The organism is Streptomyces sp. NPDC001315, from assembly GCF_042896175.1.
GTDB lineage: Bacteria > Actinomycetota > Actinomycetes > Streptomycetales > Streptomycetaceae > Streptomyces.
Genome location: NZ_JBIAWZ010000011.1, coordinates 186,827 through 199,326 on the forward strand (window position 1 = coordinate 186,827; position 12,500 = coordinate 199,326).

At 71.9% G+C, this 12,500-nt stretch carries 6 protein-coding genes and 1 pseudogene; all 7 read right to left on the reverse strand.

The window, feature by feature from the left end; translation table 11 throughout:
• Positions 1-35: 35 nt before the first annotated feature.
• Positions 36-800, reverse strand: a pseudogene (locus ACFY16_RS27680) (transposase family protein); the annotation flags it as partial.
• Positions 682-2,046 carry an SWIM zinc finger family protein gene (locus ACFY16_RS27685; protein WP_390649895.1) on the reverse strand — a complete coding sequence of 455 codons (1,365 nt, stop codon included), beginning with the start codon at positions 2,044-2,046 and terminating at the stop codon, positions 682-684. The gene ACFY16_RS27685 and the pseudogene ACFY16_RS27680, both read right to left, overlap by 119 nt.
• The gene (locus tag ACFY16_RS27690) at positions 2,043-4,979 is read right to left on the reverse strand and encodes a DEAD/DEAH box helicase (RefSeq protein ID WP_390649896.1); all 2,937 of its coding nucleotides are present in this window, start codon (positions 4,977-4,979) and stop codon (positions 2,043-2,045) included. Before ACFY16_RS27690 ends, ACFY16_RS27685 begins: the two co-directional genes overlap by 4 nt.
• Complete coding sequence (locus ACFY16_RS27695; RefSeq protein ID WP_390649897.1) at positions 4,976-5,134, reverse strand: hypothetical protein; 159 nt, start codon at positions 5,132-5,134, stop codon at positions 4,976-4,978. Before ACFY16_RS27695 ends, ACFY16_RS27690 begins: the two co-directional genes overlap by 4 nt.
• The gene (locus tag ACFY16_RS27700; RefSeq protein WP_390649898.1) at positions 5,131-7,377 is read right to left on the reverse strand and encodes a plasmid pRiA4b ORF-3 family protein; all 2,247 of its coding nucleotides are present in this window, start codon (positions 7,375-7,377) and stop codon (positions 5,131-5,133) included. The genes ACFY16_RS27695 and ACFY16_RS27700 overlap by 4 nt, the downstream gene beginning before the upstream one ends.
• Before the next feature lie 439 nt (positions 7,378-7,816).
• Positions 7,817-12,061: a trypsin-like peptidase domain-containing protein gene (locus ACFY16_RS27705; protein WP_390649899.1), complete on the reverse strand. Its 4,245-nt coding sequence runs from the start codon at positions 12,059-12,061 to the stop codon at positions 7,817-7,819.
• Complete coding sequence (locus tag ACFY16_RS27710; protein ID WP_390649900.1) at positions 12,058-12,405, reverse strand: CU044_2847 family protein; 348 nt, start codon at positions 12,403-12,405, stop codon at positions 12,058-12,060. Before ACFY16_RS27710 ends, ACFY16_RS27705 begins: the two co-directional genes overlap by 4 nt.
• Between the last annotated feature and the right edge of the window lie 95 nt (positions 12,406-12,500).

Genomic DNA, 12,500 nt, shown 5'->3' on the forward strand with positions numbered 1-12,500 from the left:
CGTGGGCGGATGGCTACGGCGAAGATCACCGGTCCCCGGGAGACTTCGCGGTTTGTGAGGACCAGCAGGGCCCTGACCAGGGCGGTCGCCCATTTCGGGTCGGTGCGGACCTTGCCGAGCACGCGCCAGTTCTTGAGGTGGGCGAAGCCGTGCTCGACCGGAGCCCGGACGGCCGCCAGTGCCTTGTTGGAGAGCTTCTGGCCTCGCGTCAGGGGTCGGTTCCGGGCGGCCTTGTAGCCGGTGATCACCGCGGGGTCGGCGTCGGGATCTGTGTCGTCGAGTCCGACGAACCCCAGGTCGGCGACGGCCCCGAGCCCGGCCGTCCGCAACTTGTGCGTGAGCTGATCGTGTCGGCAGGCGGTGATCTCCGAGGTCCGTCCGGGCCGGGTGGCCGAGACCCAGAGCAGTCGGCCCCTGTCGTCGGTGAGCGCGATCACGAGCAGGCCATGGCATTTGCTCTTGCCGGAGTAGTTCTTCCGGTTCTCGTCTCCGCTGCGTCTGCGGGTGCGGATCAACGTGCCGTCCGGCAGCAAGATCCCGCCGCCCTTTCGGACGATCTTCTTCAAGGCACGGTCCAGACGTGGGGCGCGGGCGGCCAGGAGCCCGACGACCTCGCACACCCGCCGGGTAACGGTGGTGCGGTGCACCCCGTTTCCACCGGCCAGATCGCCGGGCCGCTGGTCACAGCGCCGGACCGCCAGCACGATCCCCGCGATCCTTCCCGCGGGCAGGGCCCGCCACCGCGAGCCGATCTTCTTCAGATAACCGCGTATCAGGTCGGCGAGATAGTTTCGCGGTGCGGGCGGCCAGGAAAGCGGCGACGGGGTCGGCTGTGGCGGGGGCGCAAGGCCACCATTCGGCAGTGGTGCCATGGTCTTCTCGGATGTAGGGGTGCCAGTGGTTGTCGGGACCGAGGCGGATCTGGATGCCGTCGTCGTCGGCGGTGAGGCGGTTGCGCCACACGCGCAGCCGCGGGGCGCCGTCGGTGTCGTGCGTGGCGTCGGGGTCGGCGAGGGCGGTGCGGGCGGCGGCCATGGCGGCGGGGTCCGGAGTGAGCGGTGCGCGTGCGGTGGCGATGCCGGCCGGTCCGCCGTGGCGCAGGGCGTGGACCAGGCGGGTGAAGTCGAGCGGAGGCACACCTGTGGCAAGGACGAGCCGATGGAACCAGTCCTCACTGACATTGGTCGCGGCGAGGCGTACGGCGTCCTCGAGCGGGGCGTTGGTGAGTGAGGTGGTGTGCCCGGCGGCGAGGCCGCGGGCCCGCTGAGCGGTGTCGCGGGTGAGGGCTTGGAGGTCGTCGAGGGTGAAGGGGGCGCCGGGTGGGGGAGTGGTGGTGAGTGGGGAGGGGGCCGCCTCTGATTCCCTGGGCGTGCCTGTGGTGGTCTCGGGGGCGGGCAGGGCGAAGGTGCCGTTCCAGGAGGTGAACGCGTCGCGGGCCGACACGCCCCGGCCGCGGGGTGTCTCGCTGCTTTCCGTCGCGGTGCCGGTGAGGGCTTGGCGGTGGGTGCGCAGTTCGCTCAGGACGGCGTCCTTGGTGCGGCCGCGGAGGGTGAAGAGCCAGAAGGGATCGTCGTCGAGGTGAGCGGCGGTGGCGTAGCACAAGGCGGCGGCGTGCTTGCAGGGGTAGCCCCAGTCCGGGCAGGAGCATTCGGGATCGAGTTCGCTCGCCTCGGGCAGGAGAGGAACGCCGGCGGTGCGGGCGTCGGCGACGAGGTCGGCGGGCATCTCGCCGTCGAGCAGGGCCGCGGTGCGGCCGGCCTGGGCGGCGATGGCGTGGAGGAGGGTGTCCCACTGGGTGTCGGTGAGGACGCGTAGGTGCACGGCGGCGTCGTAGGGCCAGGGGGTGCTGCCCTCGACCTTGGCGCGCAGCAGGCCGGGGACGGCGGTGACCGGGCCGACCATGCCCTTGCGCGCGTAGGTGCGGCCGCGGGAAAGGCGGCCGGCGTCGAGGGTGGAGGCCTCCAGGGCGTCCACCCAGGCCTGGCCCCACCAGGTAGCGGCGAAGGCGCGGGTGCCGGTGCGGGGGGCCTTGCGTGCGGGGGTCATGCCTCGAACTCCTTGGAGAGTGCGACGAGTTCGGTGAGTTCGGCGTCGGAGAGTTCGGTCAGGGAGGCCTCGCCGGAGGCGATGACCTGGTCCGCGAGGGCACGTTTGGCGCCGAGCAGGCGGGCCACCTTGTCCTCGACGGTGCCCTGGGTGATGAGCCGGTGCACCTGGACGGGGTGGTCTTGGCCGATGCGGTAGGCGCGGTCGGTGGCCTGGTCCTCGACAGCCGGGTTCCACCAGCGGTCGTAGTGGATCACGTGGGTGGCGCGGGTGAGGTTGAGGCCGGTGCCGGCAGCCTTCAAGGAGAGCAGGAAGACGGGGAAGTCGCCCTGCTGGAAGGCGGCGACCATCTCCTCGCGCCGGGGGACGGGGGTGGCGCCGTGCAGGTAGCGAGCGCGGACGCCGCGGTCGGCGAAGTGCCGCTCCAGCAGGCGGCCCATCTGCTTGTACTGGGTGAAGACCAGAGCGCTCTCGCCTTCGGCGACCACCGTGTCGAGCAGTTCGTCGAGGAGGTCCAGCTTGCCGGAGCGGCCGGACAGGGGTCCGGTCTCGCGCAAGTAGTGGGCGGGGTGGTTGCAGATCTGCTTGAGCGCGGTGAGGAGTTTGAGTACCAGGCCGCGGCGGGCGATGCCGTCCGCCTTCTCGATGAGGACCATGGTCTCGCGGACCTGCGCCTCGTACAGGGCGGCCTGCTCGCGGGTGAGCGTGATGGGGTGGTCGGTCTCGGTCTTGGCCGGGAGTTCGGGGGCGATGCCGGGGTCCGACTTGCGGCGGCGCAGCAGGAACGGGCGGGTCAGGCGGGTGAGTTGCCCGGCGGCCTGTTGGGCCGCTGCGGCGGTTTCCTCGTCTGGGTCGGTGCCGAGCGCGCCGCGTTCGATGGCTTTCGCGAAGCGGTCTCGGAAGGCCGGCAGCGGGCCGAGCAGGCCGGGGGTGGTCCAGTCGAGCAGTGCCCACAGCTCGGAGAGGTTGTTCTCCACCGGGGTACCGGTGAGCGCGACGCGGGCGCGGGCGGGCAGGGCACGCAGCTCGCGGGCGGTTGTGGAGTAGGGATTTTTGACGTGCTGCGCCTCGTCGGCGGCGACGAGCGACCACTTGACCGCGGCGAGCCGCTCCCGGTCGCGGCGCAGCACCCCGTAGGTGACCAGGACGAGTTCGTGCCCGGCGAGGTGGTCGAGGGTGCGTTCGCCGCCGTGGTAGCGGCGCACCGGGACGCCGGGGGTGAAGCGGGCGGCCTCGCGCTGCCAGTTGCCCAGGAGCGAGGCCGGGCAGGCCACGAGGGTGGGCCCCGCGGTGTCGGGATGTTCCTGGCGGTGCAGGTGGAGGGCGAGCAGGGTGATCGTCTTACCGAGGCCCATGTCGTCGGCGAGGATCCCGCCGAGGGTGAGACGGGTCATGTCCGCCAGCCAGGCCAGGCCCCGCTGCTGGTAGCCGCGCAGGGTGGCGGTCAGGCCCTCCGGAACCTGGACGGGGGCGCGGGCCTCGGGGTCGCGCAACCGGACGACCAGCTCGCCGAACGCGCCGGCCGCCTCCACCGCGACGCGCTCGCCGTCCCATTCCACTTCTCCGGTCAGCACCGCCTGGAGAGCGTCGAGCGGGGCGAGTTCGCGGGTGCGCTGCCGCTTGAGGCGGGCCACCAACTTCGGGTCGGCGACGACCCACTGGTCGCGGAGTTTGACCAGCGGGCGGCGGGCCTCGGCGAGCAGATCGAGTTCGGCGTCGGTGAGCTTCGTGCCGCCGAGCGCGACATGCCAGGAGAAGTCGAGCAGGGCGTCGCGGCCCAGCAGGGTGTCCACACTCGCGCCGGGAGCGCTGGCCGCCCCGATCTCCGCGCGCGACTCAAGCGCCTTGACCAGCTCGCGCGGCCAGTGCACGCGCACACCCGCCGTGCGTAGCGCGTCGGTGGCATCTCCCAGCAGTTCCATGGCCTCTTCGTCGTCGAGTCGGAGCGCGCTGGGGGCGGCCTCGGCCAGCAGGCGGGTCAGCGGCTGCCAGGCGCGGGCAGCGCGGCGCAGCGCGAGCAGTGCCTCGGCCTCGGCGCGCGGGCCGAGCAGGCGCTGCGCGCGGTGTGGGTCGGCCCACATGTCCGCGGCGTCCAGGACCAGGGACGCATCGGCAGCGGTGCGCAACTGCAGAACGGCCTGGAAAGAGCGGCGCCGCCCGGCCGGAGGTTCCACCCTCAGTTCCACGCTGACCTGCGCGGCCCGCTCGGCGGCGGCCTCGGCCGCCCACTGGGCCAGGCGCGGGTGCAGGGCGGTGGTGCGGTCGGCGTACGGGTTGCCGGGCACGGCCCAGCCGGCGGCCGGGGTTCGCGGCAGAGCGTCGGCGAGTGCATCGCAGAACTCTCGTACCAGGACGGCCGGTTCGGCGATGCGCGGCGTCCCGTCGCCGGTTCGGGGCGCGGGGAGGTTGTGGGCGTACGGGGGCAGAGCGGCGGCCAGCGCGTCCAGGTCCCGCTTGCCGCGCGTGCCGGGCGGCCCGAAGCGCCAGGTGGTGTAGGTGTCGCTGGTCAGCGCCGGATACAGGCGCCCCTCGCCGAGCAGCTCCAGGGCGCGGTGGGCGACGGCCGACCATGCGGCGAGCGACGGATGGACGCCGCAGGAGGGCAGGTCGAGCAGGAGCGCGAGCGTGTCGCCGGGGGAGAGCGCGCACCCTTCGAGGGTGCGAGTCCGTACCCCGCCGCCGTGCGGCAGGACCACTGACAGGCGGACTTGCTTCACCGCCTCGGGTGCTGCGGCCTGGGCGGCCGCGCGGCGGGCATCGGCGTCGGGGTGGTAGAGCACCAGACGGCCGAGCCGGGCCGGCAGTCCCGGCTCGGCCGGGGTGAACACGGCGGCCCAGCCGCCGGCGGCGAGGTGCTCGCGTGCCCAGGCGACGGCGGAGGGATCGGCAAGGGGCGACGTCTGGGCGTCGATCTCTCTGACGAGCAGGCTCACTTGGTGCTCCTCGCGGTGCGTACGGTGTTCCGGTCGGCCGGGGTGGAGACGGCGGTCCTGCCACCGATGGTGAGGTGCTCGCGTGCCCGGACGGCGGCAGCGGGGCCCGCGAGCGGTACACCCCCGACGTCGATCTTGCCGAGGAGCAGGCTCATGTGGTGCTCCCCGCCTTGAACGCGGCCTTCCGTAGCCGCTTGGCCAGGGCCTTGTCGACGGGCTTGGCGGCGTCGGCCAGTGCACCGAGCACCTCACCGGCGTGCGGATGGCCGGCGCGCCACAAGTCGTCCGCATGCTCGGCCACCTGGTCGAGGGGACGCGGCCTCGGCCCTGCCAACAGCCTCTCGCGGAGCGCCTGTTCACCGCGGCGGGCGAACGGCAGCGCGCCGTCCACCAGCATCCACTCCAAGCCCCACGCGGCCTGCCCGTCGGCGGGCTCGCCGATCCGGCGCAGCATCGAGGCCGCCGCGTGCGAGCAACCAGTGACCTGCGCGACGGCCGCCTTACGCAGCACCGCCTTCGCCCGCCCGGCCTCGTCCGCCTCCAGCACGGCCGCCAGCACCCGCGGGGCCTCGAGTCGGCGCAACGCGTCGGCCGGCTCCGTACCGGCGCAGGCGTCCACCACCTGCACCGCCGCGTCCGCCGCGGAGCGTCCCGCCAGCCAGCCCGCCATCTCCGCCGCCGCATCCACCTCGCTCGGATACGAGGGGAGCGCGGCCAGCAGCTCGCGGGCGTCCGCCCCGGCGAGCGAACCGATTACCGGCGCCGGGATGCCCGCTCCTGCCAGCAGCGTGCGCAGGCCGGAGCGGCCCAGCGGGGTGAGCCGGAAGCGGCCGACCGGCAGCGGGTCGCGCCCCCCGCCGTCGAGAAGCACAGCGAGGGCGTCGTCTGCCAAAGCCCGGTCGTCTTCGCACTCGGCGGCGCCGAACAGCTCCAGCGTTCCGGCGACGTCGTCATATTGCTCGGCGAGGAGCGCCGACACCAACTGCCGGGCCGGCCCCCCAGGCAGCCCCTCCAAGCCGCCGGTCAGGTAATCCGCTACGTCCAGCCACTCCTCTTCGGGCAGCCCGTACGCCGCAAGCAGCATCAAGAACACCACTGGCGGCGCCTCCTCGATCAGCGCCCGCAGCGGTGTCAACTCGCCCAGTGGCCCCTCCAGCACGGGAAAGGTGAGGGAGAACTCGATTGCTGCGCCCGCAACAGCCCCCTGCCAGGCAGCCAACAGCGCCGCGTCGTCGCCCTCCTCCGGCACCTCGTCGCCGACGTACGCGCGATTGCCCTCCACCTCGACGAAGCCGCAGTTCAGCGCCCATTCCCAGGGCAGGTCCACCAGTTCCATGTCGCCCGCGCTGCGGATTCTCGCCAACCGTGCGACACGTTCCTTCGGATCGCCCCATTCCTCAGGGTCGATGCGCCACAGCTCGGCCTCCTCCACAGCCTGCCGGGCGAGCTTCGGCCGCAGCACCCCCTTTGGGGTCAGCTCCCGACCGTCGCCGCACCACTGACCCAGCCGCACCGCTGCCATGAAGACGGGCGTCTCGCGCACCGCGCGGGCCAACTCCGACTCGACGGGCAGCCGCACGGCCGGCAGCCGCACGTCCGCGGCGTCGAAGAGGTCGGACAGCGACTCCTCCTCAGCCGACCTGTCACCGACATCACCGGGCAGCGGATGCAGGTCGCCGCATCCGCAGAGGTACATCCCCGCAGGTACGCTCCGCGCGCTCCGTTCGCTGCGCCTCGCCCGCCGCGTGCCTGCCGCCCGCCTCAGCCGGACCTCAGCGAGTGCCCGGGTGACCTCGGCGGGGCCGAAGGCTGCCGGGTCGAAGTCCTCCTCGTACATGCCGGCCAGCACTTCGTCGTGCAGCCCGTCGTACTCCACCGACTCCTCACCGCCGTGCCGGATGAGCGTGGAACGCGGGCGCTCCCCCGCCTCGTACCGCTGCAGCAGCTCCGCCAGACCCCATACGCCACCGAGGTCCTCGGCGGCGGGCATGGCGCGTCGCCCACCCGTGCACAGTGCGAACTCCCCCTCGCCCTGCCCGGCGGGGCGTACCTCCTCCACCGTGATCCGGTGCAACCAGTCGTCGCCGAAGTCGTAGGTGTAGTCCATGCGGTCGCCGGTGCGCGGCAGGACGTCCGTGAGGGCAGCCTTCGCCTCGTCAAGGGCAGGGACGCCGAAGTCGTCCGGCGGGGCATACCGCCCACCCGAGGGATCCTCGAAGGCGTGCAGGTGTATGTCCTGCCAGCCGAACGCCACTTGGATCACGTCGTGCAGTGAGCCCAGCGAAACGTCCGAGGGCACCACAATGCGTCGCCACACCGGCGGCTTCATCCCCTCCAGCTGGACCTTCAGCTGGTGGACGGAGGGCGTGTCCTTGCCGGAGCTGGGCTGGGCAGTCATGAGCTGAGGGCTTCCCACTTGTCGCAGGCATACGCGCGGCAGCGCGCCGCGCGCCCGCCGCCGTACGCCGAATGGCTGATGGTGGCCATTCTCGCAGCCGCGAACCGCCGGACTGGCCGCTCGACGGAATCCCACCCGGCTGACTTGCGTGCGGGCCGCATCTTGTGCTTTGGCCTGCCGTGCCGCAGGGCGTCGCGCTGTGCGGCAAGGAGAGCGTGCGGCAATCGGCATCGGCAGGACGACGTTCCGGTGCCCGCCTTGGCGGGGTTTCGCGCGATGACGGTGACCGTCGAGAGCGGGCGGTCATCGGCCGGTGTCAGGGTCGAGCCGGCCCATCAGGGGCGTCCGCGGCGTCCTTGCGCGATGCCGGTTCCTCCGGATTGCTCACCGAATCGGTGCCTCACTCGTCGGGGACACGATCCTTGACAGGTTTGCGGCTTCAGGGGCAGAAGCGGCCCGCATCGTCCACTCCGAGGCCGTGGAGGATGTTGTTGAGGTCGGTGGGGTTGTACTCATGGTTGAGGACGGCGCAGAGTGCTTTGGCCAGGTCCTCACCCTGCAGTGGGATCTTCAGGGTCTGGTATCCGACCATGTACTCCAGGGTCTGGCCGTGGATGGCGAGGATTCCGGGGGAGACGCCCGGCACGATCTCCGGATCGGCATCGTCGCTCACCTTCACCGGGTGGAAGATGTCCGCTCCGTAGGAAGTGGCGTAAAAGACACCGGAGTTCAGGAACGTCACCCGCATGTCGATGTCCGGTGTGGAGACGGACCAGACGGGCTCCGCGCGGTCGAATGTCCACAGAGACGTCCATCCGAAGGACGACACCAGCAGTCCGTCGCCGCGGCCCAGAAACGCCATCTGGCCCTCCTCGTACAGGGTTCCGTAGACACTGGTGTCCACGCCCGCCTCGACGGCGCCCAGCCGACGGGTGGCTCCCTGCCGCAGCCGCCACAGTTCTATGCGTCCGTCCTCGAAGAGCACGGCCACCTCGCCCGGATGCTCCGGGCGTGCTACCAGAGCGAGGCAGGTTTCGCGGGCCAGGGGGTTCTCGCCGCGGGCGGCGCACGGCGCACCGGGTATGAGTTCGGGCAGTGCCGGACGGCCGGAGAGGGAGAAGCGGTACAGCCCGTCCTCGGTGAGTACTGCGACGTCGGAGTTGCTCAGCGGTGCCGCGTCGAGGACCGGCCGGGCGGGACCCCGGTGCGGCATGGTGAGGATCCGGGGGGCGGGGTCGGACAGCCGGAAGTAGCCGAGTCCGTCGGTGTTCCAGAAGCCGAAGTACGCGTCGTCGGTGGTCAGGGGGCCAGAGCCTTGCCAGTCGTCGGCGTTCGACGAGGTGGTCAATCTGGTGCGCGGTCCGTCCGTTCGCCTTGACACGACGGTCAGGACAGACTCCTTGGCGTACTCGGACTCCGTCTTCGCATAGACGGCATGGTCGTCCGTCAGCAGCATGGGTTCGCTGTCGTAGTTCCTCACTTCTGCCCCGGAATCCGCCGACACGGGTTCGCTGGCCGATCGTACGAGATCGTTTCCGACGCCCCAAAACAGCCAGGGGGAGGCCCCCGGACGCGTCACCACGACCGTCGGCAGGCCCACGGTGTAGCCGAACTGCTCCGACGGGGAATGGGCTTGGTACGCTTTGTCCTCACGAAGGTCGAGAACCGGGGTCGAGCCGTCGGACCGCGAGCTGAGCAGGAAGCGGCCGGAGAGGTCGAAGGACCAGCCGGAGAAGGGACTCGACTCGCCGCCCGAAACGGTCGGCATGCGCGGTGACAGCCGCCCGGCCTCGTCCAGCAGGTACGCGGCGGTCATCGTGTAGTCCCCGTCCGTGACGACGATTCCCCTGCCGCCCGGAGCGAAGGAGGCGGATGCGACGTCCGGCAGCGACCAGTGGGGCGCGCCCGAAGAGCGCGCCTCGATCCCGACGGACGCCCGGCCGGCCCGGGGGCCGTCCCAGGTGAGTGCCACGTCGCCGCTGTTGGTCACCAGGGCTGCGTCGGTCACACAGCGGCTGCCCTTCGGGCGACCGGTCACGCTGTCGACGCGCCGGGGATCTGGCTCCGTGGTCCAGACCGTGCGCCAACCGCTCGCCGTGCCGCACGACTCCGCGCTGCCGCCCGTCACCAGATGCAGCAGCCGTCGGCCGTCGGGCGAGAAGTCGAGGCGCAGCGTCGACAGGCCCTCGGTGCTGCGCACTGGTGCCCACCGCCCGGCCGCCGCGCGCTTCCACCGGTGCCCCACTGGTTCCCAGATCGCGAACTCGCCGTTGCCTGCCGCAACAGCCACGCGGTCTCCATCGTCGCTGACGTCGACCGCGTCGGCCTTCTGTGGAACCCCGCTGAGCCGTACGACCCGCTCGGTACCCGAGTCCGACACCGTGACGACCGAGACTGTTCGTCGTTCCCCGTGCGGCGTCACCTGAACGAAGACGTGGCCGTCGTTCGAGGCAGCGAAGTGGCTGTTCCCGCTCTCGCCGATCCCGTCCTCGACCACCGTCGTACCCGCCAGCGCCATGTACTGGTTCAGCAACGCCGCCCGCGCCTGCGCAGTGTCCGACCGCCGCCACGCCTCCAGCGCCAGCGCGATCGACTGCGACGGAGCCGTACCCAGGCGTGCGTCGGCCTCGGAGGCCAACACCCGTGACGCGATCTGGTCGTTGGCCGCCCGCTGCTGCTCCGCCTTCTGGAAGGAGAACACCGCCAGCACCCCCGCCGCCAGCGCCAGCAACGCGATGCACGCCGTCGTCACCCGCAGCCGTCGCACACCCCGCCGACGTCTCCAGTCGCTCTGTTCGATGTAGGCGAGCTCCTCCTTGCCGATGTCCGGGGCGCGCCGCGTCCGCCATTCCAGGGCCCGTTCCAGCACCGCCCCGCGCATCAGTGCCCCGGGGTCCCGGTTGTTCTGCTGCCATACGGCGGTCGCCGCGCGCACCTGTTCCTGCCAGGCGCGGAAATCGCGGGTCTCCTCCAGCCAGGCCTGGGCGCGGGGCCACTGCCGGATCAACGACTCGTGAGCAAGGTCGACGATCTCCTCGCCCTCCGCCGTGTGGTTGAGGATCACCAGCCGGGTGAGGCTCAACGCGTGGGCAGCGTTGCGGAGTTGGCGGTCAAGGCCGTCGAGGCGAGCTGGCATCCGAACGAACTCCGACTTCTCGTCCGGGCGAGCCAGCTGGGCGAGGAGCCGGCGCAGGGTGTCCTCGCCGAGGTCGGCCAGGGCGGGCGCGACCGACTGTTCCGCATAGGCCGTCAGCGCGCCGCCCACCCGCCCGAGGGATTCGTAGGCCGCGTGCGTGAGAAGGGTGTGCCGACGGCTCTCCCACAGGCGGGTCAGTGCGAACTGAACGAGCGGCAGGCAGCTCGGCTCCGCCTCCGCGTCGTCCACGATCCGCTCCGGCAGCCCCGGTTCGAAGGCCAGGCCCGGGACCCGGCCGGCCGAGCCGGTGATGGCGCGCAGCAGCGCGGGGCGATCGAGCGGCGCGATGATCTGCGTGCCCTCGCTCAGCAGCCCGGCCATCCCCGGCTCGACCAGGCCGTCGAGCGAACCGTGCCGGAGAGTGGCGACGACACGGAGCGCACGGCCGGAGGTGGGGTGTACGGCCCGGGTCATGGCAACGGCCAGGGCCAGCAGCCGGCGGGCCTCGTCGGGCTCGGCGGCGGCGACCTCCTCGAACTGGTCGAGGAACAGGACGTGGCCCCGGTCGCCGCTGCGAGCGAGGAGTTCCTCGGTCAGCAGCGCTGCGGTCTCGGTCAAGCGTCCCTCCACGGTGTCCGGTTCGACCGCCAGCGCCCGTGCCAGGGCACGTACGGGGCGGGCACCCCGGATGGGCCGGAACGCGGTCACCGAGTAGCCCCGGGAGCGAAGTTCAGGTAGCACACCCGCGCGTACGAGGGAGGACTTGCCGCTGCCCGACGCGCCGACGACGGTGACGAAGGCGTACCGGAGTACGGTGTCGGTCACCCGGCTGACATCCGTCTCCCGGCCGTAGAAGAACTCCGCGTCCTCCTCCCGGAACGGCTCCAGACCCCGGTACGGACAGCGCCGCAGTCCGGGCTGCAGTTCGACCAGCGTGGCGGACGGCACCAGGTAGGCGGTGTCCTCGCGTTCGCCGCGGGCCGTGGCCACCACCATGCCGATGACGCCGCCGAGTTCTTCGTCCCACACGGGACACCCACTGAATCCGCGGGAGATGCGGCGCAGCCGGTCGTACTCCTCGGACAGCGCGATCCACCCGGCACCGACTCGGTCGCGCACGCGCCCCTGCGCCCACTGGCCGTGGTCGCTGCCGGCCGGGAAACCGAGCACTCGGAAGCGGTGCCCCCACATCTCGCCGCTGCTGACCAGTGGCACCGGGCGGACTGTCTGGGGGAGTTCCTCGGGCAGCCGCAGCAGGGCGATGTCCCCGCTGCCGTCTTCGCCGACCGGTTCCCAGGAGGAGACCCTGACGGGGTAGGTCCGCTGTGCGTGCGACGCGTGATGCAGCAGCGGGAAGTCGAGGGTGACTGTGCCGTCGGGGAGGTCGCGGGACCGCTCTGCGTGCTCGGTGCCGAGCGCCTGCGCGACGACGTGCGCGCAGGTGCACACGGTGTCCGGCGCGATGAGGAAGCCGGCTCCGGCGACGGTGCCGTCCGGCGCCAGCACTCTCGCGACCGCCGGCGCAAGGCGGTCGACGGCGCTGGTCATGATGGGCCGGCCGCGCTGGAGGAAGCGGAGTTGTCCCAGGTCGCGGTCACCGTGAAGCTGGCCTCGGTCGCCGCCCTGGCCACCACGACTCCCGCTCCCGCCACAACAGTGATGCCGAACTGCACGGTCACGGCCTGCGGTACGGTGGCCAGTCCCCGGACCGTGTCGACGACCGACTGCAGGGCCGGGCGTACCCCGGAGAGCGCCTCGTCCAGGGACTGGGCGCCTTGGCGCAGACCGTCGGCCAGCCGTCCCACCCGGTCGACGCCTGGCGGCGCTTCCCCCTGCACCTCGACCAGCAGCACGCTGCCGTCCGCCAGCGCCAATTCCCCCACGTACGACATGGGTCCCCCTGACCAGCCGTCATCCACAGCACTGTAGATATTGCAGCCAGTAACACCCATGAGCACAAGATGCGGAGCGCGGAAGCCGGGAGGGG

Bases quoted from the DNA above. Each gene is read 5' to 3' on its own strand.
- ACFY16_RS27685 (WP_390649895.1), bottom strand. From the start codon at position 2,046: ATGACCCCCGCACGCAAGGCCCCCCGCACCGGCACCCGCGCCTTCGCC.
- ACFY16_RS27695 (WP_390649897.1), bottom strand. From the start codon at position 5,134: ATGAGCCTGCTCCTCGGCAAGATCGACGTCGGGGGTGTACCGCTCGCG.
- ACFY16_RS27700 (WP_390649898.1), bottom strand. From the start codon at position 7,377: ATGACTGCCCAGCCCAGCTCCGGCAAGGACACGCCCTCCGTCCACCAG.
- ACFY16_RS27705 (WP_390649899.1), bottom strand. From the start codon at position 12,061: ATGACCAGCGCCGTCGACCGCCTTGCGCCGGCGGTCGCGAGAGTGCTG.
- ACFY16_RS27710 (WP_390649900.1), bottom strand. From the start codon at position 12,405: ATGTCGTACGTGGGGGAATTGGCGCTGGCGGACGGCAGCGTGCTGCTG.